General features: G+C 72.1%; 22 protein-coding genes. 13 read left to right on the top strand and 9 right to left on the bottom strand.

Annotation, left to right across the window (positions count from 1 at the left end; all coding sequences use genetic code 11):
- The first annotated feature begins 289 nt into the window (after positions 1–289).
- The gene (locus ACZ6C1_RS35640; RefSeq protein WP_469246997.1) at positions 290–1,363 is read left to right on the top strand and encodes a dipeptidase; all 1,074 of its coding nucleotides are present in this window, start codon (positions 290–292) and stop codon (positions 1,361–1,363) included.
- A gap of 3 nt (positions 1,364–1,366) precedes the next feature.
- On the opposite strand, the gene ACZ6C1_RS35645 is transcribed toward ACZ6C1_RS35640, so the two are convergent.
- Both ACZ6C1_RS35645 and ACZ6C1_RS35650 read right to left on the bottom strand, forming a co-directional pair.
- A complete protein-coding gene (locus tag ACZ6C1_RS35645; protein ID WP_469246998.1) occupies positions 1,367–1,747 on the bottom strand; it encodes a VOC family protein in 381 nt (126 codons plus the stop codon).
- 44 nt (positions 1,748–1,791) lie between these two features.
- On the bottom strand, positions 1,792–3,135 hold the full coding sequence (locus ACZ6C1_RS35650) for a UDP-glucose dehydrogenase family protein (protein ID WP_469246999.1): 1,344 nt from the start codon (positions 3,133–3,135) through the stop codon (positions 1,792–1,794).
- A 180-nt stretch (positions 3,136–3,315) separates the two neighbouring features.
- On the opposite strand from ACZ6C1_RS35650, the gene ACZ6C1_RS35655 reads away from it, so the two are divergent.
- Both ACZ6C1_RS35655 and ACZ6C1_RS35660 read left to right on the top strand, forming a co-directional pair.
- Complete coding sequence (locus ACZ6C1_RS35655) at positions 3,316–4,473, top strand: acyl-CoA dehydrogenase (protein WP_469247000.1); 1,158 nt, start codon at positions 3,316–3,318, stop codon at positions 4,471–4,473.
- Positions 4,474–4,574: 101 nt separating this feature from the next.
- A complete protein-coding gene (locus ACZ6C1_RS35660; protein ID WP_469247001.1) occupies positions 4,575–5,222 on the top strand; it encodes a hypothetical protein in 648 nt (215 codons plus the stop codon).
- A gap of 31 nt (positions 5,223–5,253) precedes the next feature.
- On the opposite strand, the gene ACZ6C1_RS35665 is transcribed toward ACZ6C1_RS35660, so the two are convergent.
- On the bottom strand, positions 5,254–5,901 hold the full coding sequence (locus ACZ6C1_RS35665; protein WP_469247002.1) for a tellurium resistance protein: 648 nt from the start codon (positions 5,899–5,901) through the stop codon (positions 5,254–5,256).
- A gap of 205 nt (positions 5,902–6,106) precedes the next feature.
- Here ACZ6C1_RS35665 and ACZ6C1_RS35670 point away from each other — a divergent pair, with 205 nt between their 5' ends.
- Genes ACZ6C1_RS35670 through ACZ6C1_RS35690 form a run of 5 tightly spaced genes read left to right on the top strand, consistent with a single transcriptional unit; the run spans position 6,107 to position 10,861 of the window.
- On the top strand, positions 6,107–7,432 hold the full coding sequence (locus tag ACZ6C1_RS35670) for a methyl-accepting chemotaxis protein (RefSeq protein WP_469247003.1): 1,326 nt from the start codon (positions 6,107–6,109) through the stop codon (positions 7,430–7,432).
- Positions 7,429–7,938 (top strand): hypothetical protein, encoded by a 510-nt coding sequence (locus ACZ6C1_RS35675; protein WP_469247005.1) that lies wholly within the window; start codon positions 7,429–7,431, stop codon positions 7,936–7,938. Before ACZ6C1_RS35670 ends, ACZ6C1_RS35675 begins: the two co-directional genes overlap by 4 nt.
- Before the next feature lie 18 nt (positions 7,939–7,956).
- A complete protein-coding gene (locus ACZ6C1_RS35680; protein WP_469247006.1) occupies positions 7,957–8,622 on the top strand; it encodes a vWA domain-containing protein in 666 nt (221 codons plus the stop codon).
- 8 nt (positions 8,623–8,630) lie between these two features.
- Positions 8,631–9,917 (top strand): protein phosphatase 2C domain-containing protein, encoded by a 1,287-nt coding sequence (locus tag ACZ6C1_RS35685; RefSeq protein WP_469247008.1) that lies wholly within the window; start codon positions 8,631–8,633, stop codon positions 9,915–9,917.
- Positions 9,914–10,861 carry a hypothetical protein gene (locus ACZ6C1_RS35690; RefSeq protein WP_469247010.1) on the top strand — a complete coding sequence of 316 codons (948 nt, stop codon included), beginning with the start codon at positions 9,914–9,916 and terminating at the stop codon, positions 10,859–10,861. Before ACZ6C1_RS35685 ends, ACZ6C1_RS35690 begins: the two co-directional genes overlap by 4 nt.
- Here the strand turns inward: ACZ6C1_RS35690 and ACZ6C1_RS35695 are convergent.
- Positions 10,851–12,095: an LCP family protein gene (locus ACZ6C1_RS35695; protein ID WP_469247013.1), complete on the bottom strand. Its 1,245-nt coding sequence runs from the start codon at positions 12,093–12,095 to the stop codon at positions 10,851–10,853. The two genes, ACZ6C1_RS35690 and ACZ6C1_RS35695, sit on opposite strands and share 11 nt — an antisense overlap.
- Positions 12,096–12,214: 119 nt before the next feature.
- On the opposite strand from ACZ6C1_RS35695, the gene ACZ6C1_RS35700 reads away from it, so the two are divergent.
- Positions 12,215–12,751, top strand: coding sequence for an acyl-CoA thioesterase (locus ACZ6C1_RS35700; RefSeq protein WP_469247017.1), 537 nt, complete (start codon positions 12,215–12,217; stop codon positions 12,749–12,751).
- Between the two features lie 87 nt (positions 12,752–12,838).
- On the opposite strand, the gene ACZ6C1_RS35705 is transcribed toward ACZ6C1_RS35700, so the two are convergent.
- Positions 12,839–14,326: an LCP family protein gene (locus ACZ6C1_RS35705; protein WP_469247019.1), complete on the bottom strand. Its 1,488-nt coding sequence runs from the start codon at positions 14,324–14,326 to the stop codon at positions 12,839–12,841.
- A gap of 123 nt (positions 14,327–14,449) precedes the next feature.
- Between ACZ6C1_RS35705 and ACZ6C1_RS35710 the strand changes: the two genes are divergently transcribed.
- Complete coding sequence (locus tag ACZ6C1_RS35710; protein WP_469247020.1) at positions 14,450–15,478, top strand: glycosyltransferase family 2 protein; 1,029 nt, start codon at positions 14,450–14,452, stop codon at positions 15,476–15,478.
- Between the two features lie 3 nt (positions 15,479–15,481).
- Here the strand turns inward: ACZ6C1_RS35710 and ACZ6C1_RS35715 are convergent, their stop codons facing one another.
- The 4 genes from ACZ6C1_RS35715 to ACZ6C1_RS35730 form a co-directional block, all read right to left on the bottom strand.
- Positions 15,482–17,215, bottom strand: coding sequence for an LCP family protein (locus ACZ6C1_RS35715; protein ID WP_469247022.1), 1,734 nt, complete (start codon positions 17,213–17,215; stop codon positions 15,482–15,484).
- A gap of 29 nt (positions 17,216–17,244) precedes the next feature.
- Complete coding sequence (locus ACZ6C1_RS35720) at positions 17,245–18,993, bottom strand: LCP family protein (RefSeq protein WP_469247024.1); 1,749 nt, start codon at positions 18,991–18,993, stop codon at positions 17,245–17,247.
- 234 nt (positions 18,994–19,227) lie between these two features.
- Positions 19,228–20,730, bottom strand: a complete 1,503-nt coding sequence (locus tag ACZ6C1_RS35725) for an LCP family protein (RefSeq protein ID WP_469247026.1) — start codon at positions 20,728–20,730, stop codon at positions 19,228–19,230.
- A 104-nt stretch (positions 20,731–20,834) separates the two neighbouring features.
- Positions 20,835–21,587: a TIGR03089 family protein gene (locus tag ACZ6C1_RS35730; RefSeq protein ID WP_469247028.1), complete on the bottom strand. Its 753-nt coding sequence runs from the start codon at positions 21,585–21,587 to the stop codon at positions 20,835–20,837.
- Between the two features lie 126 nt (positions 21,588–21,713).
- Between ACZ6C1_RS35730 and ACZ6C1_RS35735 the strand changes: the two genes are divergently transcribed.
- The 3 genes from ACZ6C1_RS35735 (at position 21,714) to ACZ6C1_RS35745 (ending at position 25,506) form a co-directional block, all read left to right on the top strand.
- On the top strand, positions 21,714–23,165 hold the full coding sequence (locus ACZ6C1_RS35735; protein ID WP_469247030.1) for a peptidoglycan recognition protein family protein: 1,452 nt from the start codon (positions 21,714–21,716) through the stop codon (positions 23,163–23,165).
- A gap of 121 nt (positions 23,166–23,286) precedes the next feature.
- On the top strand, positions 23,287–24,369 hold the full coding sequence (manB, locus tag ACZ6C1_RS35740; protein ID WP_469247032.1) for a mannose-1-phosphate guanylyltransferase: 1,083 nt from the start codon (positions 23,287–23,289) through the stop codon (positions 24,367–24,369).
- A 141-nt stretch (positions 24,370–24,510) separates the two neighbouring features.
- A complete protein-coding gene (locus ACZ6C1_RS35745) occupies positions 24,511–25,506 on the top strand; it encodes a DNA-3-methyladenine glycosylase family protein (RefSeq protein ID WP_469247034.1) in 996 nt (331 codons plus the stop codon).
- Positions 25,507–25,512 lie beyond the last annotated feature (6 nt).

Below are 25,512 nucleotides of genomic sequence, written 5' to 3' on the forward strand. Positions count from 1 at the left end.
CGACCCTGCACGGCCGCACCCCGGTCGTACGCCGGGTGCGGGCGCGCTTTTCGTCGACCACGGCGAGGAGGGGCCGTGCAGGGTCGCCCCCGCAGCGGATCGGCGGCGCGAGACGGTGAGGAGAGTGCTCGGGCACCCCGCCGACCGCGAGGAGGTGAGCCCGGAGGGGCCCCGACCCGGCCCACCGGCCGCAACATCACCCGAACGCAGTACGTCGCCGCGACCCCCGCTTTCGCCCGTGTCACCGTGGCCCTGTCGGCTCGTCGTCCGTCCGGAGCGGAGCTCCCCCATGGCAGACCTTCAGGACCACCCCTGTGCGGCACCCTCCGCGATCGGTGAACTCGACGGCACGCCCGACGGCGTCGCGGAGGCGGTCACCCCGGCCGAGGTCGACGTGGAGCGGGCCCGGGTGCTGCTGGCCGCGCAGCTCGTCGTCGACGGTCACAACACGCTCGCCCAGGAGCTGGACCGTACGCACTGGCACGACCTCCAGCACGGCTCGGCGCTCCTCGACACCGACATCCCCCGCATCCGGGCCGGCGGCGTGGGCGCGCAGTTCTGGTCGCTGCACGTGGCGCCGGGCCCCGCCGCCGTGCAGGAGACGCTGGACCGAATAGACGCGGTACGCACCCTCGTCGCGTCCTGCCCCGAGGCCCTCCGGCTCGCCCTCACGGCCGCCGACATGGTCCGGGCCCGCGACTGCGGCCGTATCGCGTCCCTCCTCGGCCCCGTGTCCGGTGCCGCCCTCGGCGACTCGCTGGGCACCCTGCGCGCCTACCACGCGCTCGGCGTCCGCAGCGTCGGTATCGCCGGTACGCGGTGGACCGCCGACCCGGCCGGGCTGACGCCGTTCGGGGAGGAGGCGGTCCGCGAGATGAACCGCCTCGGGGTCCTCGTCGACCTGTCGGGCGCCTGTGAGGCCACCATGGACCGGGTCCTCGACGTCTCCAAGGCGCCGGTCATCCTCTCCCACTCGGCGGCCCAGGCCCTCACCCCGCACGCGGGCAACGTGCCCGACGACGTCCTGCGCCGTCTGCGCGCCAACGGCGGGGTCTGCATGGTGAGCTTCGCCCCCGACCAGGTCACCCGGCGCGCCGACCAGCCCGCCACCCTCTGGGACGTGGCCGATCACGTCGAGTACGTCCGGGAGGTCGCCGGGCCGGAGTGCGTCGGGTTGTCGGGCTCGTACGGCATGACGACCGACGCCCCGCACACCATCGGTCTGGAAGACGCGTCCTGCTACCCGAACCTGATCGCCGAGCTCCTGCACCGCGACTGGTCCGAAGCCGACATCGCCGGACTGACCTGGGGCAACGCGGCCCGGGTCGTGCGTGAGGCGGCGGAGGCCGCGCAGCCGGTGTAGGAGCTACGCCCGGCAGAGGCAGAACGGATGTCCCGCCGGATCCGCGTACACCCTGAAGTCCCGCCGGCCCCCGTCGTCGTCGACGTCGAGCGGCCGCGCCCCCAGTGCCAGGACCCGCTCGTGGGCGGCGTCGATGTCCTCGACGTCCAGGTCGAGGTGGAGCTGCTGGGAGTTCCGGTCGGCCCGCGGCCACTCGGGCGGGCGCAGGTCCGGCACCTTCTGGAAGGCCAGCCGCTGCCCGTCCGGGAGGTACAGGTCGATCCAGTGGCCGTCGTCGGTCTGGTCGTCCTTCACCTCACCGCCGAGGATCGCGGCGTAGAACTCGGCGAGCCGGCGCGGTTCGGGACAGTCGATCGCGGTCAGGGTGAGCGTCGCAAAAGCCATGGCGCCCGGGTGCCCGTGGGGCGCTGCGCCATTCCTGCGGACGGTCAGGCCCGGGGGCGGCCCATCGCGCGGAAGGTCCAGCCCGCCTCGCGCCAGCGCTCCGCGTCCAGGGCGTTGCGGCCGTCCAGGATGAGCCGGGACGCCACGGCCTCGCCGAGCTCCGCGGGGTCCAGGTCGCGGAACTCGCTCCACTCCGTCAGGTGCAGCACGATGTCCGCGCCCCGCACCGCTTCCAGGGCGGTGTCCGCGTACGACAGCGTCGGGAACAGCCGCCGGGCGTTGTCCATGCCCTTGGGGTCGTACACGGTGACCTGGCCGCCCTGGAGGTGGATCTGACCGGCGACGTTCAGCGCGGGCGAGTCCCGTACGTCGTCCGAGTTGGGCTTGAACGTGGCGCCCAGTACCGCCACTCGCTTGCCGAGGAACGTGCCGTCGCCGAGGGCCTCGCGGGCCATGCCGACCATCTGGCCGCGGCGCCGCATGTTGATGGAGTCGATCTCGCGCAGGAAGGTCAGCGCCTGGTCGGCGCCCAGCTCGCCCGCGCGGGCCATGAACGCCCGGATGTCCTTCGGCAGGCAGCCGCCGCCGAAGCCGATGCCCGCGCGGAGGAACTTCGCGCCGATCCGCTCGTCGTAGCCGATGGCTTCCGCGAGCTTGACGACGTCACCGCCCGCGGCCTCGCAGACCTCGGCCATCGCGTTGATGAAGGAGATCTTCGTCGCCAGGAAGGAGTTCGCGGCGGTCTTCACCAGCTCCGCCGTCGGGAAGTCGGTCACCACGAACGGCGACCCTTCCTCCATGGGAGTGGCGTACACCTCACGCAGCAGCTTCTCGGCCGCCGCGCTCTCCACGCCCACCACGATCCGGTCCGGGTGCAGGGTGTCCTGCACGGCGAAGCCCTCACGCAGGAACTCGGGGTTCCACGCCAGCTCCGCGTCCGCGCCCACCGGCGCCCGGTCGGCGAGGAGCCGGGCGAGCCGCTCCGCGCTGCCGACCGGCACGGTCGACTTGCCGACGACCAGCGCGGGCCGCTTCAGGTGCGGGGCCAGCGAGCCGAAGGCGGCGTCGACGTACCGCATGTCGCACGCGTAGTCGCCCTGCTTCTGCGGCGTGTTCACGCACACGAAGTGGACGTCGCCGAACTCGGCGACCTCCTCCCACGAGGTGGTGAAGCGCAGCCGCCCGGTGGAGCCCTCGATGCCGGCGACGTGTTTGCGCAGCAGGTCCTCCAGCCCCGGCTCGTACATCGGGACGCGTCCGGCCGACAGCATCTCGATCTTCTCGGGGACCACGTCGAGCCCGAGCACCTCGAACCCCAGCTCCGCCATGGCCGCCGCATGGGTGGCGCCCAGGTATCCGGTGCCGATCACGGTGATCTTGAGGGCCATGCGGTGCTCCATTGACGTGCGGGAGGGAGTGCGGGCCTGAGCATAGTCGGGCCCCGGGCCGGGCACCGTTTCCCCGGGACAGGGGCTGTCATGAAACTCACGTATGCCTGGCCCTGTCCGGCACACTAAAATTTGTGTTACTTAACGGTAGTTAGCAGCAGTCCAGGGGAGTGAGAGAAAGTGGCGGGAACGCCTGACTTCGATCTGTACCGCCCGTCCGAGGAGCACGACATGCTCCGGGACACCGTCCGCTCGCTCGCCGAGGCCAAGATCGCGCCGTTCGCCGCCGCCGTGGACGAGGAGGCCCGCTTCCCGCAGGAGGCGCTGGACGCGCTCGTCGCCTCCGACCTGCACGCCGTCCACGTACCCGAGACGTACGGCGGCGCTGGCGCCGACGCCCTCGCGACCGTGATCGTCATCGAGGAGGTCGCCCGCGTCTGCGCCTCGTCCTCCCTGATCCCGGCCGTGAACAAGCTCGGCTCCCTGCCCGTGATCCTCTCCGGCTCCGAGGAGCTGAAGAAGAAGTACCTGGGCCCGCTCGCCAAGGGCGACGCGATGTTCTCGTACTGCCTCTCCGAGCCGGACGCGGGCTCCGACGCCGCCGGTATGAAGACCAAGGCCGTCCGCGACGGCGACTTCTGGGTCCTCAACGGCGTGAAGCGCTGGATCACCAACGCCGGCGTGTCCGAGTACTACACGGTCATGGCCGTGACGGACCCGGAGAAGCGGTCGAAGGGCATTTCCGCCTTCGTCGTGGAGAAGGGCGACGAGGGCGTGTCGTTCGGCGCCCCGGAGAAGAAGCTCGGCATCAAGGGCTCCCCGACCCGCGAGGTCTACCTCGACAACGTCCGCATCCCCGCCGACCGCATGATCGGCGAGGAGGGCACCGGCTTCGCCACCGCGATGAAGACCCTGGACCACACCCGTATCACCATCGCGGCCCAGGCCCTCGGCATCGCCCAGGGCGCGCTGGACTACGCCAAGGGGTACGTCCAGGAGCGCAAGCAGTTCGGCAAGCCGATCGCCGACTTCCAGGGCATCCAGTTCATGCTCGCCGACATGGCGATGAAGATCTCCGCCGCCCGCGCCCTCACCTACCAGGCCGCCGCGGCCTCGGAGCGCGGCGACGCCGACCTCACCTACCTGGGTGCGGCCGCGAAGTGCTTCGCCTCCGACATCGCCATGGAGGCCACCACGGACGCCGTCCAGCTTCTCGGCGGCTACGGCTACACCCGTGACTACCCGGTCGAGCGCATGATGCGCGACGCCAAGATCACCCAGATCTACGAGGGCACGAACCAGGTCCAGCGGATCGTCATGGCCCGCAACCTGCCGTAGTACCCCCGCGACCGCAAGGACGGCCCCCGGCGATCCGCCGGGGGCCGTCGCGGTTAGGCTGCGCTGCCGCACAACCAGCACAGCACCAGGTGGGAGTCCCCATGAGCGTGGACCGTCAGATCTCCGCACTGCTCAAGCAGATAGCGACCCAGGACGTCGTGGTCGTCACCAACGAGTTCTCCCACGCCGGCAGGGCCGCCACGCTCGCGCACGTCGTCGAGCACTACGGCTTCGAGTACGCCGAGACCCGGCGCGAGGGTCACAACAGCCAGACCCTCGCCGTCCACCTCTACCGCGACCCCGCGCCCGGGGCCCGCGCCCGGGAGGCGGCCACCATCGCCGCCCACCCGCAGGCCGGCATGGGCGGCACGGTGCCCGGTCTCCTGCCCGGGACGCTCAAGCCGACCGCTGAGGCGGCGGAGGCGGTCGCCCTGATGAAGGACCGCATCGGGTTCGACGTCATGACGCAGATGGCCGGGGCGCGGAAAATGGGCTTCGCCTGGTTCTGCGTGGCGGGCCTGGTGGTGACCCTGCTGATCTGCCAGATGTACGTCGCCGCCGTCGCGGGCGGCGCCGCCCTGGCCGGCCTCCTCGTGGGCGGTGTCAAGATCAGCGAGGTCCGCCGCGAACGCATCGCCCAGCGCCTCCGGGCGGCCGGGTTCACACCGGTACGGGACGAGACGGGCCGTGAGCGCTTCCTGCGCCCGGGCCAACAGTTGCCGGGCCACGCGAACCCGTTCGCGGCCTGACGCGCACGGCCGTCGGGCGGGGGAAGCGAGGTCAGCGGCGCGGGGGCTTGCTCATCGTCGTCCACTCGATGCCGAAGCCGTACGCGTCGTCGATCTGCTCGTGCGGGCTCCGCACCGGCCACCCCGTGAACCAGCGGACCTCCCGGCGCAGGGAAAGGGCCTCGCCCTCCGGGGTCGCCAGTGCGACGGCGCAGGCCGTCGTCCCGGGCGGCGAGTCGTCGAGGAGGATCCGCACCGCCTGGCCGCCGGGGGCGGTGACGGTGACCGTGGCACCGAGCCGGCGGAAGTCCGCCGCGCCCTCGTACACGTACACGAAGAACAGCAGCCGCCGGAAGCGGGCACGCTGCCCCAGGTTCACCCGGAGCGTCTCGCCGTCGGACGAGGCTCCCGTCCGGTCGTCGTGGTCGAGGCGGACGTACGGCCACGAGGTGAGTGAGCCGTAGTCGTCCCCCAGCGCCTGCACCACCGTCGACGTACCGTCGGTGAAGGTCACGAGGCAGCACAGGTTCAGATCCGCGTCGGGTCCCGGCAGCCAGTTCAGGTTGGCCTGGAGCTCGCCCCGGCCCGTGATCCGCGCGCGAGGCGCGGCCGTCGTCAGCACCGCCTCCGCCCGCGCCCGCTCACCGCGCAACCGGATCACTCCACGTGGGCGGTCGTCCGAACGCTCGTCCGTACCCATGGCTCCCCCTGCGTCTCGATGGTGGAATTCTATGCTCCGGCCACCGGCGTGTGGGTTACGATCGGCGCCCGCGGTGACGTCAAGGACGTTGTGCCGCAACGGGGTTGAGGTGGCTCATCGTCGAGGGGGCGTGAGCGGGCGTGCCTTCACCCCGGGTTCTCTCATGGGGGTGGGAATGCCGGTCGGGGCCCTGGCGGATCGTCATGTGATCGCTCAACAGTTACGGGACGTCGCCGAGCAGCCGGGACTGGCGGCGCGGCGCGACGAACTCACCTCGCTCGCCGACGCCCTCCAGGGCATAGGCGACGGCGATGTGGAACCGTGGACGGAGCTGGACCTCCTCCACGCCTACGCACGCCCCGAGAGCGTCACCCCGGCCGGCCCGGCCGCCGGGCCGGAACGGCCGTACTGGGCGTGGCTGGAAGCCGGGCTCGGGGCCCTCGTCTTCGTACCGTTGCTGCTCACCTGGTTCGGCCTGACCAAGGCGTCCAGCGCCTACGAGACGCTGATCGGGACCGATCCCAAGGCGGCGGGGCGGCCGTTCCTCCAGCTCTGGCAGTCCGGCTTCGAAGGCCGGCTCACCGGCTGGTTCACCTTCGGACACGTCGCCGGCACCGCCACCGGGGCCATCCTGCTGCTGCTCGTCCTGGCGCTCGTCCACGGCTTCCGGCGCGCCGCCGTCGACCGTCGGGAGGACGCGGACCGGCGCGCCGCCGACGAGCTGCTGGCCCGGCTCGTCCCCCTCCTCACCCGCGCCCAACTGCTGCTGAACGAGGAGCGGCTGGCGTCACCGCAGCGCTTCACGGCCGAGCTGACCGGGGCCGCGGCGACACTGCGCCGGCTCGGGGACAAGGCGGTCAAGGCGCAGAAGGAGCTGACGGCCGCCGCGAGCACCGTGGGCGACGCGGTGGAGAGCGCGGAGCGCCGCCTGTCCTCGGTGGACGGCGCCGTACGGCCCCTGGAGGAGAGCGCCAACGACATCGGCAAGGCCGTCACCTCGCTGACCGAGCGCGTGGAGGCCGCCGTGAGCGGCAGCGGAACCATGGTCCGCGACGCGCTGGAGGAGGTACGGGCCGCCAGCGGGGACGTGCGCGACGCGCTGGGGCAGGCGGGCGAGCGGGTCGAGGACTCGGTGCACACCCTCGCGGCGGCGCAGCGGTCGTTCACGACGGGCGCCGAGGTCTCCGCGGACGTGTCGGCGAGGGTGCTCGACCGGCTCGCGGAGGTCGCGGAGGAGACCGCGCGCGCCGTCACCACCTCGCAGGAGACGATGCGGCGGCTCGACGAGCAGACCCGGGCGCTGCGCGACGCGGCGGCGCGTTTCGCGGAGCTGGCGGTGGAGCTCCGCACGGCGCCGGCCCCCGCGCCGGTCCCCGCGCCGGCCCCCGCGCAGGCCGCGGAGCCGATTCCGGTGCCGGAGCGGGTGCGGGGACATGACGACGAAGGGCGCGATCCGGCGCCCGCCGTGCGGATGACGAAGGGCGACGCCGCCACCGGGAACGACCGCGCGACACCGGCCGACGCGCGATGAGCGGCCGTTCCGGGCGGGCGGCGCGCATCCGGTTCAACCCGCTCCACCTCGCCGGCTGGCTCTTCGCCGACATGCTGCTGGTCCTCGCGCTGGTCGCGATGGGGGACCAGGGCGACTCGGTGAAGGCCGCCGAGGCGTCCCGTAAGCCCGCGGCGTCACCGTCCGGCGCCGCGAAGCCCCGGCCCAAGCCGTCCCCCACCGGACCGCGCGCCGTCCTGCGCAAGCCGGTGACCGTGGCCATCGACGCGGCCCCCGGCGACCGCGACCGGATCGTGGAGCGCCTCCGGCGCGCCACCGCCCCGCACGCGGGCCGCCAGGCGGCGTTCGTCCTCACCTTCGGCCGCCACAGGGACCCGGGCCCGGGCGGGGAGTACGCCCACGAGGTCAACTCCCTGCTGGAGAAGGCCCGCCCCGACATGTTCAAGGGCGCGACCACACGCGACTTCTGGAAGGGCGGAGCCTCCGACGGCCACGCCGACATCGAGATCTACTTCTACAGCTACTGAGCAGCGAGGTGCGTGAGCATGCAGATCCTCCCCTTCTATCTGGTGTGCGACGAGTCGGGGTCGATGAACGGGGCGCCCATCGACAGCATCAACACGGCCCTGCCGGACCTGCACCACGAGATCAGTACGAATCCGACGGTCGCCGACAAGACCCGGTTCTGCCTGATCGGGTTCTCCGACGACGCGAAGGTGCTCCAGCCCCTGGTGGACCTGAGCGACATCGACTCGCTGCCGGCGCTCGCGGCCGGCGGGCTGACCTCGTACGGGGAGGCCTTCCGTACGCTGTTGCGCTGCGTCGAGTCCGACGTCGCCGCGCTCAAGGCGGAGGGGCACGACGTGTACCGCCCCGTCGCGTTCTTCCTCTCCGACGGCAGCCCGACGGACGACGGCTGGCAGCAGGCGCACAAGGAACTCGTGGAAGCGCGCTACGGCCCCAAGATCATCGCCTTCGGCATCGGTGAGGCGGAAGCGGCGACCATCGGTCATGTCGCCAACTTCCGGGCCTTCATGCAGCAGGACACGTCCGTCTCGCCGGCCCAGGCGCTGCGCGAGTTCGCCGCGAGCCTGACGCGCTCCATCGTGCGCTCGGCGAACAGCATCCCGGCCGACGGGAGCGGCGGCTTCACCCTCGCCGTGGACGAGACCGTCCCCGGCTTCTCCACCGTCTCGCTCGACAAGCTCTGAGGCCGGCCGTGCGACAGGACAACCCTCAGGACCAGGCGGCCACCCCGGCTCCCGACGCCGCCGACCTCGCCTTCCGGTCGCTGCCGGAAGGCGTGAGCCGCGGCACCGGGAACGACCCCGCATCCCGTCCCGGACCGAGCCCCGAGCCGCCGATCCGGGCGGTTCCGCCCACGGAGCCCTGGTACCAGCCCGCGGCGGCGTACCACCCCGTGGCCGTGCCGCAGCCACCGCCCGCACCTGTGCCCGCCGCGGTACCAGCGCCGGAGCCGGACCATCCCACACCCGTCCCCGCCGCCGTACCCGCCCCGGAGCCGGACCACCCCGCACCCGTGCCCGCACCGCCCCCCGCCCCTGTAACCGCACCGCCCCCCGCTCCCGTACCCAGACTGGGGGAGCCACGGCACAGCGGGGCACGGCCGCCCACGTATCCGCCGCGGCCCGGAGGGCTGCCGGGGGTACGCGACGACCTGGACGCGGCGCTGGTCCCGGACATCGTCGTGGACGGCGCCTCCCACGGACCGCTCACCATCCGGGCCGCTTCCGTGCGGGGCGACTCCCACCGGTGGGAGTGCGAGCCCAGACAGGACGCGCTGTGCGTGACGAGGCTCGGCGGCGGCGCCCCGCACGACACCCTGCTGCTGCTCGCCGTGGCGGACGGCGTGGGCAGCGCGCCGCGCTCCCACGTCGGCTCCCAGCTCGCCTGCCGCATGGCCGCCGGCCTCCTGGACGCCTGTGCCGAGCAGCTCGTCCACGCCGTGAGGGAGGGTGCGGGCACCATGCTCACCGCCCTGGTCAGCTCGGCCGTCGGCCGCACCGCGGAGGCCCTCGACCGGCTGGCGGCGGAGCGCGGCGAGCAGCCGGCCGCGTTCTCCACCACGCTGCGCGCCCTGCTCGTCCCCCTGGACCCGGGCATCCGCAACCGCGGGTTCTTCGCGGTCGGCGACGGCGGCCTCGCCCTGCTGCGCGGCGGGGAATGGGACCTCGACCCGGTCGGGCGGACCGGGGCCGAGCAGGGCGCGGACGTGATCGACACCAGGACCGCCGCGCTGCCCACCGCGCGCCACGCCGAGGCGCACGTCCTGGGCCCCGCCGCCCCGGGCGACGTGTACGTCCTCAGCACGGACGGCCTGTCGTCCCCGCTCGCCGGGGAACGGCAGATGCGTGACTTCCTCGGCGCCGCGTGGGGGAGCGGCGAGCCGCCCGCGCCCGCCGACTTCCTGTGGCAGACACAGTTCCGGGCGAAGTCGTACGACGACGACCGCACGGTGGTCTGCCTCTGGGAGCAGCCGTCATGAGCGTCGAGGACGGCGCCGACGTCCCGCTCTCCGCGCTGCGCCTGCTCGAGCGCGTCGGTGACGGCGGGCAGGGCGAGGTGCACGTCGTCGGCGGACTGCCGGGCGTGCTCTACAAGGGCTACCGGCCCGCGCTGCGCCCCGACGGCGGCGCCCTCGCCGAGCTGGTGCGCGTCCGGCGGGACCTGGAGCCGGGTGACCGGGACTGGCTGGACGAGCGGACCGCCTGGCCACTGTGCCGGGTCACCGACGGCGCCAGGGTCACCGGTTTCCTGATGCGCCGGGCCCCGGACTCCATGACGTGGCGCTCCCCGGCCGGCGGCACGAAGCTGACGGAGCTGGCCTACCTGCTGCGGCCGGCGAAGCCGGCCTGGCAGACGGTGGTCCAGCCGACGCCGTCGGAGCGGTACGCCCTCGCGGTGGCCGTCGTGGACGTCCTCGACCGGCTGCACGCCATGGGGCTCGTCCTCGGTGACCTCTCGCAGGCGAACGTCCTGTGGACGGTACGGCCGGCACCCGCCGTGCACCTGCTGGACTGCGACGGCGTCCGGCCGGCGGGGCGGGCTCCGGTGCTCGCCCAGGCGGACACCATCGACTGGAACGACCCCAAGGCTCCCCCGGGGGCGGTCACGGTGGACGGCGACCGTTACAAGGCCGCGCTCGCGGTGGGCCGCATCCTCGCCCAGGACCCGTACGCGGCGCCCGGCACGACGTTCAGTCCCGTGCCGGGTGTCCTCGACGAACGCCGGGAGGCGGCCGTACGCACGCTGTTCGCCCAGGCGGCCGGTCCGTTCGGCAGCCGGCCGGCGCTGGGGGAGTGGCGTACGGCGCTGGCGGGGCGGGGTGTCATCAAACTGATGGCCGCCCGGCCCGCGCCCCGCCCGGCGGTCGACCCGTCGAAGTTCGACGGGACGCGCCGGCGAGGCACCATCAGCCTCAGGGAGTGACGGTGACCTTCTCGTCGTTCTGGATCTGCTGCACCAACTGCTGAACCTTCGTCCTGTCCCAGACGAGGTTGCCGCCGCGCGTGCCGTTGATCGGCATGTTCATCGACGTGCCCTCGCCGCCGCTGATGCCCTTCATCGCGAAGAACATCTCGCCCAGGTCGAACAGCGACATGTCCTCGTCGACGATCAGCGTGTCCAGGCCCGAGCCCAGCGTCGGGTAGAGCTTGAACGGGTTGAGGATCGTGCCCGGCGTCGCCGCCTGGCTCGCCAGCGCCGACAGGAACTTCTGCTGGTTCTTGGTGCGGGCCAGGTCCGACTCCGCGAAGGCGTACCGGGTGCGGACGAAGGCCAGCGCCTGCTCGCCGTTGAGGGTCTGCTTGCCGGCCTGGAAGTCGGCGCCGGACTTCTTGTCCTTGAAGCCCTTCTCGATGTTCATCTCCACACCGCCGAGGGCGTCGACGATGTTGGCGAAGCCCGCGAAGCCGATCTCGGCGTAGTGGTCGATGCGCAGCCCGGTGTTGTGCTCCACGGTCCGCACCAGCAGCTCGGGGCCGTCCTCGGCGTACGCGGCGTTGAGCTTCACCCGGCGCCCCTGGGCGGGGAAGGTCTTGCCGGACTCCGAGCCGACGAACTTGGGGATCTCCACGTCCGAGTCACGGGGCAGCGAGATCATGGTGTTGCCGCCGCCGCAGGCCGCCAGGATCATCATCGAGTCGGTGCGCTTGCCGTCGGCGGAGCCGGTGTGGAGCTTCTTCTTCTCCTCGGCCGTCATGCCCTCACGGCTGTCGGAGCCGACGATCAGATACGTGGTGCAGTCGTCCTCCTTGGGCCGGTCGATGACCTTGGCGAGGTCGACCTCGCGGCGCATCTTGCCGTCGGCCCAGAAGTACGTGCCGATCGTCGTGCCCAGGACGGCGACCAGCACCACGATCGACCCGATCTTGATGCGGCGGCGCCAGTCCGGGGCCGGGCCCGGGGCGCGGACCGAGCCACGGTCGGCACGGCCACCACCACGGCCGCCCCCGGAGCCGTAGACCTGCCCGGTGTTGTAGCCGCTGTCGTAGGCGTCGTCGTACCCCCGCGACTGCTGCTGGGGGACCGGCGGGCGCTGCGGCGGCGCGGAGGGGCGCTGCACATGGCGCATCCTGCGGGCGCCCTCGGGCTGGGCGTCGGCGCTGCCACGGCCGTAACGCGCGTTGCGGTCGTCGGTCCATCCATCGGGCCAGTCGTTCATGCGGACCAGTGTGCAGGCCCCTCCCGGCGGCCCGACAGGGTGGGTGGGAAATAGGACCAGGGCTGTAGCGAACCTGATGCAATGAGGGGCGGGACGGACTCGGGCATAGGGTGGAGGGCATGACAGATCAGGCCTCCGAGCTGCGGGGAAAGCCGACCGCGGCCTCCCGCACCACCCTCAGCCACATCATGACCGGCAGTGACACCAACCTCCTCGGCACGGTGCACGGCGGTGTGATCATGAAGTTGGTGGACGACGCGGCGGGCGCCGTCGCGGGCCGCCACTCCGGCGGGCCCGCCGTGACGGCGTCCATGGACGAGATGGTGTTCCTGGAGCCGGTGCGCGTCGGCGACCTGGTGCATGTGAAGGCCCAGGTCAACTGGACCGGCCGGTCCTCCATGGAGGTCGGCGTCCGGGTCCTGGCCGAACGGTGGAACGAGTCCACGCCCCCGACCCAGGTCGGCTCGGCCTACCTGGTCTTCGCCGCCGTCGACGCGGACGGCAAGCCCCGCACCGTCCCGCCGGTGATCCCGGAGACCGAACGCGACAAGCGCCGCTACCAGGAGGCGCAGATCCGCCGCACCCACCGCCTGGCGCGCCGCCGCGCGATCAAGGAACTCCGCGAGAAGCGCGCGGCGGAGGGCATCGACGACTGACCGGTGGGCCGTGCGGGGCCGCCCCCGCGGGGCCGGCGGCTCCGGCACGGCTCACTCCCGGGTCCCGAGGCCGCCGGCCCCGAGGCGTCAGGCGCAGATCACCTGGTCGCCCGTGACCACGCCGAATTCGCCCTGGAAGGCGTCCTCCGCACGTACCGGCAGGACCCCCACGAAGTTCGCGCCGGCCGTGACCTTGAACACGGCGCCCTGGCCCTCCACCGGGCGGAGCTCGCAGCCGGGGAGCGCCGTGGCGAGGGAGCGGGCCGAGCGGTCCCAGCGGGGGTCGAACCAGACGATCGTGCGGCGGACGTCACGCCGCGCCCAGTTCAGGGCCGTCTTGCTGGTACGGAAGCCGGTCGCCCGCAGCGCCACGTCGATCCGGGCGCCCAGGCCGTGGACGCGCGTGCCGTTGTAGACCTGGACGCGGATCTGCTGCGGCGAGACCTCCACGAGCTTCTTGCGGACGCCGCTGCGCGGGGCGTACGGGGCGAGCGGCTTGTCGGCCCGTACCGCCGCGAACAGTTTCTTGGCCTTCACCGGGTCCCACTTCACCGTCGAGCCGATGCCCTTGACCGGGAAGCTGGTGTTGCTGACCGGTACGGAGGTGAACTCGGACGACGCCGCCGTGAAGCCGCGCATCGCCTTCGCCAGCGCGAGCATCTGCTCCGCCCCGAAGCCCTCGTCGGCCCGTACGGAGCTGAGCATCGAGGTGATGACCTGCTGGAACCTCACCGGGTTCAGCATGGTGCCGTTGCTGGTCGCCTGGTCGATGAGGGCCGCCATGAACCGCTGCTGCCGCTGCATGCGCCCCAGGTCGGACGCGCCGTCGACATGGCGGGAGCGTACGTACTGCAGGGCGGCCCCGCCGTCCAGCTTGTGGGTGCCGGCCGGCAGGTCGAGGCCGGTGTACGCGTCCTTCATCGGCTTGGCGGTGCAGATCTCCACGCCCCCGATGGCGTCGACGGTCCGCATGAAGCTGGTGAAGTCCAGCTCCAGGTAGTGGTCGATCTTGACGCCGGTCATGTGCTCGACGGTCCGTACCGTGAGGTTCGGCCCGCCCTCCGCGTAGGCGGCGTTCAGCTTCACCGGATGCCGGTGGTGGTGTTTGCCGGTGGTGGCGTCGGTGTGCGGCGGGATCTCGGCGTACGAGTCGCGGGGCAGCGACACCATGCTCGCCCTTTTACGGTCGGCGGAGATGTGCACCAGCATGATCGTGTCGGTGCACCGGCAGGGCGCCCCGCCGAGCCGGTACTTCTCCTTCTCCCGTGGCGTGATCTTGTCGCGTCCGTCGGTGCCGACCACCAGGATGTTGGTGCCGTGACCGGGCGCGGGGCGGTTCTTCATGTCCTTGAACGGGTCGATCCGGCCGATCTCCGTGTCCAGGCTGGTGACGATCGCGTGCCCGATGCCGCCCGCCGCGAGGACCAGCACCGACAGCGTGGTCGCCATCCGCGTGCCCCACCGGCCCCTGCCCCGCCGCCCCGGTCGCTCCGCAGGTGCCGGCTCCGGGGCCCGTCTCGGCCGCCCGGGGGCGGGCGGCCGGGGAGGGACGGGACGGCGGGGCGGCGTGGGCACGAAGGACACCTCCGCGGGCGGCTGGGGGATAAGTCTGCACAGTAGGCCCATACGATCAGCGGCCGCCCGCGCCACCCGGGCGGCGCGCACCGGTGTCCCCCGTTCGCGGTAACGTGACAGGCGATGAACGCCACGCCTCCGCCCCTGCCCCCGGTCTCCGTGATCATGCCGGTCCTCAATGAGGAGCGGCATCTGCGCGCTTCGGTCCGTCACATCCTCGAGCAGGAGTACGACGGTGAGATGGAGGTGGTGATCGCCCTCGGCCCGTCCACGGACCGTACGGACGAGATCGCCGCCGAGCTCGTACGGGAGGATCCCCGGGTCCACACCGTGCCGAATCCCACCGGGCGCACGCCCGCCGCCCTCAACGCGGCGATCAAGGCGTCGCGTCACCCGATCGTGGTACGGGTGGACGGGCACGGCATGCTGTCGCCGAACTACATCGCGACCGCGGTCCGCCTCCTGGAGGAGACGGGCGCGCAGAACGTCGGCGGCATCATGCACGCCGAGGGTGAGAACGACTGGGAGCACGCGGTCGCCGCCGCGATGACATCCAGGATCGGTGTGGGCAACGCGGCCTTCCACACCGGTGGCGAGGCGGGCCCGGCCGAGACCGTGTACCTGGGCGTGTTCCGTCGTGAGGCGCTGGAGCAGCAGGGCGGGTACAACGAGGAGTTCATCCGCGCCCAGGACTGGGAGCTGAACTTCCGTATCCGCGAGGCGGGCGGGCTGATCTGGTTCTCGCCGGAGCTCAGGGTGCAGTACCGGCCCCGGCCGAGCGTGCGTGCGCTGGCGAAGCAGTACAAGGACTACGGCCGCTGGCGGCACGTCGTCGCCCGCTACCACCAGGGCTCCATCAACCTGCGCTACCTCGCCCCGCCGACCGCCGTCTGCGCCATCGCGGCAGGCATCGTGGTGGGCGCGACGCTGACCCCGCTGGGGTTCGTGGTCCCCGGCGGCTACCTGGCGGCGATCGCCGCCGGTTCGGTCCCGGCCGGCAAGGGCCTGCCGCTGAAGGCGCGGCTCCAGATCCCGGTGGCCCTGGCGACGATGCACATGTCGTGGGGCTTCGGATTCCTCACGAGCCCGCGCTCGCTGGCGAAGAAGGTCATCGCCAGCCGCCGCCCGGCGGTCGTCCGGACGGCGGCGTGACCGTCACCAGGTGAAGTTCGGGTCCACTTCCATGCAGCCGGCCTGGTCGGCCCGGCTGGTGTTGGAGCCGGGCGGCTTCCCACTGGCCTTGGGCTTGGGGTAGGTGTCGCCCTCCCGCCAGTCGGCGCCCACGACGAGGGTGACGCCCGTGACCTGGTTGGACTTCTGCACCGAACCGACCGGGATCCCGAGCGCCTTGGCGACGGCCTGGGCGTCGGCCTCCAGATCCGCGGCGGGGAACTGCACGACCGTCTTGGCCTGGCGCGGGGTGACGGTGTCGGCCTCCGCCTGGGTGTAGCCCTTGTCGGCCAGCAGCCCGGCGACCGTGGTGGCCCGTCCCTGGGCCGAACCCAACTGGTCGGTGTAGGTGCCGTTGCGCACGGTCACCTTGGTCTGTGCGGGCAGGGCGGCCTTGTCCTTGGTGGCGGTGGGGGTCGCGCGCTTGGACGCCTTGCCGTCGAGCGGGATGTCCTCGCGGATCATCCGGAACAACTCCTCGGCCTCGTCCGCCTTGAGCTCGACCTTGCCGGCCCTGCGCGTCGAGTAGAAGTTGGGCAGCGTCGTCATGGTGATGCGCCCGGTCGGGACGCTCTTGAGCTGCTCGGCGACGTCGTACAGCTTGCCGATGGTGTCGAGGCCCTTGTCCACGGTGAGCGCCTCGGTGGCGGCGTCGGCGAGCTTGCGCAGCTTGTTCGGGTCGGTGAGCTTCGCGTTCTTGCGCAGCTCGCGGACCATCGAGTTCATGTACATGTGCTGCGCCTTGGCCCGCTCCAGGTCGGTGCCGCCGACCCAGCCGTACCGGGTGCGCAGCCACTGGAGCGCCTGCTCGCCCTTGATGGGGTGCGTGCCCCTGGCGAGCTTCAGGCCGGACCCCTCGCCGGTGGGGGTGCGGGACTCGATGTTCTTGTCGACGCAGACGGGTACGCCGCCGATCGCGTCGGCCATGGACACCACACCCGCGAAGTCGATCATCATGAAGTGGTCGATGGGGATGCCGGTCAGCTCGGCCCAGGTGGCCACCGTGCAGCCCGGACCACCGCGGTTCAGCGACTCGTTGGTCTGGGAGAAGAGGCTTTCCCGGTACACCTTGCCGGTGTCGGGGTCCCTGCACTCCGGGATCCTCAGCATGGTGTCGCGCGGCATGCTCACCACGGACACGTTGCTGCGGTCGGCGGAGAGGTGCAACAGCATCTGCACGTCGGCGAGCGGGGGACCGTCGAAGGTGTCCCTGCCGCCGCCCAGGTCCTGGTTCTCCTTGGAGTTCCGCGCGTCCGAGCCGATCAGCAGGATGTTCAGCGGTGTCTGACCCGCCGCGTTCGCCCTGTGCTCGGGCATCTTGTTCTTGCCGAGCGTCAGATCGTCCTTCTTTATCTTGCTGTTGAGGTGTTCGTAGTACAGGTAACCGGCGCCGGCCGTCCCCAGTATCAGGAACGACAGCACGGAGGCGCTCCACCGGAGCACCCGCCGCTTGCCGTTCCTGCCGTCTTTGGAGCCCTTCCCGGCGCGGCGCCGACCGCCGGTCCCGCCGCCGCGACGGTGGTTCGCGCCGCCCTCGGGACCGGCCGCCGCCTCCGCCGGTCTCGCGGCGCTACCGGATCCGGCCGTTTGCTCCGGTTTCGCCGGATCGTCCGTGTCGCCGGACGACGAGTCGTCGTACAGACCGTCGTCCCAGCCCAGTTCACGGGCGCGCGGAACGCTTTCCCGCGTTCCCTCCCCACGCACGCTGCTCTGTCCCACCCCAGGTCCCCCTGTCGTTCAGGAATGCGTCATTCCGCGCAAACCTGCTTGTCTGCCACTACCTTCTGCACACCCTCCGGCGTCTTCGCCGGGCCGGTGATGGGCACCCCCGCGCCCTTGAAGTCCCCGCCCAGCGTGAGCTTCATCGGCTCCATCTCCCCGGCGTCCGCCGTCCCCTGCTTCAGCGCCGTGGCGGGCAGGCCCATCAGGTCCGCGAGCTTGCGGGCCTGGTCGGCCTGGTTGGGTGCGAATTCCAGCGTCGTCTTCGGGATGTCCTGCGGGGCGTTGCTCTTGTTCGAGGACTTGAAGACGCCCTCGTCATTCTGAAGCCAGTCGAGGGTCCTCTGCGCCGCGCCCGTCTTGCCGCTGCCGTTGTACACGTCCACGCGCACCTCGGAGGCCTCCGCACGTGCGCCCTTGAGCAGTGCGGCCTGGGCGTTCTTGGCGTCCTTCTCCTTCTTCTTCACCTCGGTGAGCGAGACGTCGTTCTGCATCATCGAGAAGAGCGGTTGTGCCTTCGCCTCGTCGACGACGACCGTTGCCTTCACCGCCTCGGCCGGGTTGTCGACGACCGGAAGGGTGGTGAAGGTGATGTTCTTGGGGTTCACCTTGGCCAGCTCGCTGCCGAGGTCCTGGAGCTTCTTGATGCTCCCTATCCCCGTGTCGACGGTGAGCGCCTCGGTGGCCGCCTCCGCGAGGTCCAGCAACTTGGACGGGCTGGTGAGCGTCTCGCTCGACTTCATCTTGCGGATCATCGAGCTCAGGAACTGCTGCTGGGTCTTGATCCGGTCGAGGTCGCTCTCGTTGCCGAAGGCGTGCCGGGTGCGGACGAAGGCGAGGGCGTCCTCACCCTGGATCATGTGCTTGCCCTTGCTGAGCTTCAGCTTCGACTGCTTGTCGTCGACATCCTTGGCCACGCACACCTCGACGCCCCCGATCGCCGTGGTCAGCGTCTTCACCGCGTTGAAGTCGGCCATCATGAAGTGATCGACGGTCAGCCCGGTGATCTCCTTGACCGTGCGCATGGTGCAGCCGGGGTCGCGGTCGGCCTGGCCCAGGCTGGTGTTGAACCGGACGTTCTGCTCCCCCGGGATCACCTTCGTGCCGTCGGACGTCTTCGTCTCGCAGTCGGGGATGTCGGTCATCAGGTCCCGCGGGATGGACATCGCGGTGGCGTTGGTCCGGTCCTTGGATACGTGGAAGAGGATCGTGGTGTCGGCGTGACCCGCGCTGTTCTTGTCGCCGTAGCCCTCGTTGCCGTCGCCGGTCCGCTTGTCCGTACCGATGACCAGGATGTTGATGGCCTGGTCCTTCTTGAAGCCGCCGCTGCCCGCACCCGCGATGTCGACCGTGCTGATGTTGGAGTTGAGGTGCTCGTAATACGCGTACGCCGTGATGGTGAGGGCGACGACCAGGCCGGCCGTCACGCCGCTCGTCCACATCAGGGCCTTCTTCTTGCGGGACTTCTGCGGCTTGCGCTTGCGGCGGCCCGCCGCCTGGGGCGTACCGCCGCCGCGGCCGGGACCCTCCGGGGTGCCGGGTGCGCGGCGTCTGCGCTGGCCGGGGACGCCGGCCGTTCTGCCGCCGGCCGAGGCCGACGAGGCGGTTCTGGACGTGGTGGTGGCGCGGCGGCCGGTGGGGCGGGTGGACTGCGCCGGGGGCGCCGACTGCTCAGTGGAATGCTCCAGTCGCAGTTCGTAATTACCGGTCTGCGGGTTGAGCACCCACTGGTCGGCGGGGTCGATGTCGTCCGCCCGTCCACGGCTGTGCGCGTCCACGGTTGTTTGAGTCCTCCGTCGGTGCCACGCGAGGCGCCTCCCCCGTCAGGCGCTCGGTTCCACGATCTCGGGTGCGCGACCTCACGGCCGGGAGCACCGGATCGCGTCACACTATCCGCCCAGTTCAGCGTGGGGCGACGCCCGTGACAAATTCCACGCACCTTACAAGCGGGCAATACGCCCAATCCGCCTGGAGTTCGGTGCCCTCTTTGGGCATCGCTTTACTCACGGCCATTACTTGCAGGTACCGACGGCGGCATTCGTGCCGGTGAAGGTCGGCGTCGTGGAAGGGCTCGCATCCCTCTTGCGTCTGCTCGCACTACCGGCCTCGTTCTGCCCGTCGCCGGGCACGACCACGACCGGCTCGTCGTCCCGCAGACGCTTGAACAAGCTGTTCGCTCGGGGTTGTACGAGTTCGTCCCGGTTCGGGTTGCCTGGGTAGGGGCGCCGCGGAACGGTGAGGAACTGCACCTTCTCGGTCGGTACGCTGCGCATCGCGCGCGACAGGTCGTACAGGTCCTTCAGCGAGTCCAGGCCCGGATCGGTGGTGACCGACTTGGTGGCCGCGTCGAGCACCGGGTAGAGGCGCGCGGGGTTGAGCAGCACCCCGTTGCTCTGCACCTTGTTGATGAGCGCGCCCAGGAACTGCTGCTGCCGGTCCATGCGTTCGGTGTCGCTGCCGTTGCCGAGGGACTTGCGGGCCCGTACGTAACCGAGGGCCTGCTCCCCGTCGAGCGTCCGGGCACCGGCCTTGAGGTTCACCCGCGCGTCGGGGTCCTTGATGGGCTTGGTGACGCAGACGCGTACGCCGCCGACCGCGTTCACCATGTCCTTGAAGCCCCGGAAGTCGATCACCACATGGTGGTCGATGCGGATGCCGGTCAGCTTCTCCAGCGTACGCACCGTGCAGGCCGTACCGCCGAGCCCGAACGCCCAGTTGAACTGCGCGAACTGCGGGGCGCTGCGGGTGCCGTCGCGCTTGCGGCAGCTGGGGATGCGCACCATCAGGTCGCGCGGCACGGACACCGCCGTCGCACTGCGCCCGTGGGCGGCCAGGTGCAGCAGGATCGTCGTGTCGGAACGCTGGACGCCCTTGTCCCGGCCGTACTGGGCGTTGCCGCTCCCGGCGCGGGTGTCGGACCCGATCAGCAGGATGTTCCGCGCGCCGCGCACCAGGGCGCTGGGGCGCTCCCTCGCGTACCGCTCCAGCTCTTCGGCGGCGGAGAGATCGGTGGTGATGTTCTCGTCGAGTTTCTTGTACAGCCACCATCCGGCCCCGGCCGCCGCCAGCACGGCGACCGCGCCCAGGAAGGCGATGACCCGCAGACCGCGCGGCCGGAAGCCGGTGAGGCGGCCGGTGGCGGGCCCGGCCGGTCCGGTGGGCCCGGTGGACCCGGGCCCGCTCGGAGCGGCGGCCGGCTCCGGGGTCCGGTTCGGGGCGGCCGGGTTCGCCCGGGCGGTCTTGGAGGGGCGCGCCCCGTTCTTGGCCTGGCCGCCCGCCGGGCGGGGCGTACGCCGTCGGCGTTTCCTGCCGCCGCCGCCCTTGGGCGCCCGGCCCTTGCCGGATGCGGCACGGGACGCGGCGCCCGTTGCCGGGGCGGGTCCGGGGTCGGGTGCCGGGTCGGGGGCCGGGCCGGGCGCCGGGTGGTTCGACGCGGCGTCACCGGCTGGGGTGCCCGGACCGGACGCCCCTGCTGGGGGGTCCGGCTCCGGGGGCGTACCAGCGCTGTCCGTCACGTCGTCCGTCCGTCCTTCACACGAGGGGTGTGGGACCGATCATCCATCGAGGACGCCGCCGAAACCCGGGGGACTCGGCACGCCGTGCGCCGGACGGGTGGACTTCACACCAGAGTGCCGGTGATCCGCTCACTCTCGACCCGCTTCGCGAGCCCCTCCGGCGACAGCCGGTCCAGGTTCCGGCACAGGACGACCGACGCGCCGGCCGCCAGCGGCGCGTACAGCCCCGCCGACAGGCCCTCCCACGTGTCGTACGGCAGAGCCGACAGCAGCCGCGCCCCGCTGTCCAGGCCCAGCCGCCGCGCGTCCGCGCGCGCCCGGTCCACCAGTTCGGCGCCGGTCAGCTCCGTACCGCCCACCGAGAGGGCAGGGGCGTCCGGGTCCACGGGGACGTACGGGGCGAACACGTCCCCCTGCGACGGCACCTCGACCGCGTAGTCGTCGTACCCCGCCGGTGGGGCCGGGAAGCGGCGCCCCAGCGGCGCCAGGGACAGCGCGAGGCGCTCGCCGCGGCAGGCGAGGCCCTCGTCCAGCCGGTCGGGTCCGGCGACCACGTGTTCGGCGGCCGCCGGGTCGCCGTCCAGGTCGGCGACGACGCCCACCGACGAACAGGCGACCAGCCACACGGCGGTCTGCCAGTGCGCGGGCAGCAGCAGCGCGACCCGTTCGCCGGGCTCGGCGGACAGGCCGTCCTGGAGGAGGTTGGCCGTTTTGGCCACCCAATTGGCGAAGGTGGCCACCGACAATTCGACGCGTTCACCGGTTGCGTCGTCGTAATAGGTGACCAAAGGGCGGGCCGGGTCCGCGGCGAGAGCGGATCGCAGCAGGTCGGCGGGGGTACGGTCGCTGGCATTCACGCGCGCCAGCGTACGCGCGCCGGGCGGGCGGGGTCGGCCGTACCGGTGACGGCGTGAGCCGGACGGACCGATGGGCCGTCAGTTTCCCGGCGGGCGAGGTGTGTCCGGCCCGCCCAGGATCGCCTCATGCGTGCCTACCTTGCATCCTCGATCGGCGTCGCGTGCGCCGCGGCCCTCGTGCTCCCGCTCCCGCTCGCGCTCCCCGCGAGCGCCGCCTCGGTCACGTCCGTCACGTCCACCACTTCCGCCACGTCCCTCACGTCCCCCGCCTCCGCCGTCCCCACCGGTGAGGTGTCCGTTCCCGGCTCCACCCAGTCGCTGCCGCTCCGGGCGCTCCGCGCCGAACGGGCGACCGGTGCCGCGCAGAAGGGGCTGACCCGGCGCGACGTCCGGCCGTTCTCGCTGGTCGGCGTCGTGTGGGACGACCCGGACGCCGAACTGCACGGCTCGGTCCAGGTCCGCACCCGTGCCACCGGCACCGGCGCCTGGTCCGGCTGGCAGTCCGTCGAGACCCACAACCACGACCACGCCGCCGACCCCGGCACCCCCGAACGCGACTCCGGCACGGTCCGCGGCTCCACCGCCCCGCTGTGGGTCGGCGCCTCGGACGGCGTCGAGGTGCGCGTACGGGCCGAGGCACCGCGCTCGGGCGGTGCTCCGGCCGCGCTGCCGCGCGGCATGCGCATCGAGCTGGTCGACCCCGGCGACGAGCCCAGCAGCGAGCCCGCAGGCGAACCCGCCAGCGAGGACACCGCCCAGGGCCCCGAGATCCCCGAGGGCACCGACACCGGCACCACCACCGGCCAGGTCCCGGCCCCCGCGGCCGTGCTGACGCCCGAGGAGTCGGCGGCCTCCGCCGTCAACGCCGAACTCGTGCCGCTCGGCGCGGCCGAGATCCCCGAATTGTCCAAGGAGGAGACGGATGCCGCGTTCGCCGACCAGTTCGGCGAGGAGGCCATGAACTCCAAGCCGCACATCGGCCCGCGCCCGCGCATCGTCACCCGCAAGGGATGGGGCGCGGACGAGAAGCTGCGGGAACGCAACTTCGTCTACACCAAGTCCGTCCAGGCTGCGTTCGTCCACCACAGCGCCACGGGCAACAACTACACCTGCAAGCAGGCCCCATCCGTTCTGCGCAGTATCTACCGCTACCACGTCAAGAGCAGCGGCTGGCGTGACTTCGGCTACAACTTCGCCGTCGACAAGTGCGGAAACATCTACGAAGGGCGTGCGGGAGGCGTGGCCAAGGCGGTGCTGGGCGCGCACACCCGAGGCTTCAACACCAACAGCATGGGCATCGCGGTCCTGGGCACGTACAGTCAGTCCACCCCGCCCTCGGCGGCGGTGACCGCCGTCGCACGGCTGACGGCATGGAAGCTCGGACTGTACGGAAAGGATCCGCGGGGGAAGTCCACCCTGACCTCGGGTGGCGGAAACCTGTACAAGAAGGGCACGAAGGTCAAACTCAACGTCATCTCCGGGCACCGGGACGGCTTTTTGACCGACTGCCCCGGCGCACGGCTCTACGGCAAGCTCGGCACGGCCCGGAGCGCGTCGGCCAAGTACCAGGGCCGGTGACGGCGACCGGGACGATGACCGGGACGGCTGTACCGAACGGTCTGCATACACTGTCCGGTCGTATCGGTCATATGACCGATGTGGCCCATCGACCGGACCCAGCAGGAAGCAGAGACGACAGGTGACAGAAGCGATCCTCCTGGTCGGTGGCAAGGGCACCCGGCTGCGTCCGATGACGGTCAACACGCCCAAGCCGATGGTCCCGGCGGCGGGCGTCCCGTTCCTCACGCACCAGCTGGCCCGCGCGCGGGCGGCGGGCGTCGAGCACATCGTGCTGGCGACCTCGTACCTCGCCGAGGTGTTCGAGCCCTACTTCGGCGACGGGTCGTCGCTCGGCCTGCACATCGAGTACGTCACCGAACGGGAGCCGCTCGGCACCGGCGGCGCGATCCGCAACGTCGCCTCGCGCCTCCACTCGGGACCGGAGGAACCGGTCCTGATCTTCAACGGCGACATCCTCACCGGCCTGGACATCAGGGCCCTGGTGGAGACCCACGAGACGTCCGGCGCGGACGTCTCGCTCCACCTCACGCGCGTCGAGGACCCACGGGCTTTCGGGCTCGTCCCGACGGACGCCACCGGTCGCGTCACGGCGTTCCTGGAGAAGCCGCAGACGCCCGAGGAGATCGTCACCGACCAGATCAACGCGGGCGCGTACGTCTTCCGCCGCTCGGTCATCGACACCATCCCGACCGGCCGTCCCGTCTCGGTCGAACGCGAGACGTTCCCCGACCTGCTGGCGACCGGCGCCCACCTCCAGGGCATGGTCGACTCCACGTACTGGCTGGACCTCGGCACCCCGCAGGCGTTCGTGCGCGGCTCCGCCGACCTGGTGCTGGGCCGCGCCCCGTCCCCGGCCGTGCCGGGCCGCCGCGGTGACCGGCTCGTCCTCGACGGCGCCTCGGTCGCCCCGGACGCCAAGCTCACCGGCGGCACGGTCATCGGCGCCGGCGCGACGGTCGGCGAGGGCGCCCGCGTCGACGGCAGCACCGTCCTGGCCGGCGCGGTCGTCGAGGCCGGCGCGGTGATCAGCGACTCGCTGATCGGCGAGGGCGCGCGGGTGGGCGCCCGGACGATCCTCCACGGCGCGGTCATCGGCGACGGCGCGCACGTGGGCGCCGACAACGAGCTGCGCGACGGCGTACGCGTGTGGTGCGGAGCCCGCCTGCCGGACGGAGCGGTGCGCTTCTCGTCGGACCAGTAGGTCCGGCGGGGCGGGGCGCGGGCCTGCGCGTCCGGGGTTCGTTGCCGCGGGCCGGCGGGACGGGCCTGTGGGGTTCGTGGGGCGGGAGCTACTCTCGTAGGACCCCGACCCCGGGGCCCCGACCTCGAGGACCGTACTTCCGTGGCAGGCCGTTACGCCCCGCGCCCCACCCGCACCAGTGTGCGCGGCGGGCACGTCGCCGTACCCGCCGCCCGGTCGGCCCCCGCCGCCGCGTCCCGTACCCGGAGCTGGACCCCGCCGTGGCCGCTGGACCTGGGCCTGGCCCTGGGCCCGCTGCGGCGCGGCCCGGCCGACCCCACGTTCCGTACGGCACCCGACGGTTCCGTCTGGCGCACCAGCCGCACCCCGGAGGGCCCGGGAACACTGCGGGTCGCGGCGCGCGGCGGGGCCGTCGAGGCGGAAGCGTGGGGTGCGGGCGCGCAGTGGCTCCTCGACCGGCTCCCCGCGCTCCTCGGCGCGGAGGACGACCCGTCCGCGTTCACCCCGCGCCACCGGCTGCTGGCCGCGACCGAGCGGCGCCGCCCCGGGCTGCGGCTGACCCGGACCGGGCTGGTCATGGAGTCGCTGATCCCCTCGATCCTGGAGCAGAAGGTCACGACGGACGAGGCGTACCGGGCGTGGCGTCTGCTCGTACGCAAGTACGGCGACCCCGCACCGGGCCCGAACGACCGCCTCTACGTCATGCCCGAGCCGCGCACCTGGGCGCTGGTCCCGTCCTGGGAGTGGCACCGCGCGGGCGTGGACGACAAGCGCTCCTCCACGATCCTCCGCGCGGTCCGGGTGGCGCGCCGTCTGGAGGAGGCCGCCACGATGGAACCGGAGCAGGCCCGGCAGCGCCTGGAACTGATCCCGGGCATCGGCCCGTGGACGTCCGCCGAAACGGTCCAGCGCAGCAACGGCGCCCCCGACGCGGTCACGACCGGCGACTACCACCTGCCGAGCATCGTCGGCTACGCCCTGGCCGGCCGCCGGGACGCCGACGACGAGGAGATGCTGGAGCTGCTGTCCCCCTACGCGGGCCAACGCCACCGCGCCGCCCGCCTCATCCTCCTCAGCGGCCGCATCCCACCCCGCCGCGGCCCCCGCTTCACACCGGGCAACATCGCGGCGCTCTAGGGCCCG

This window comes from Streptomyces sp. NPDC041796, assembly GCF_055590785.1.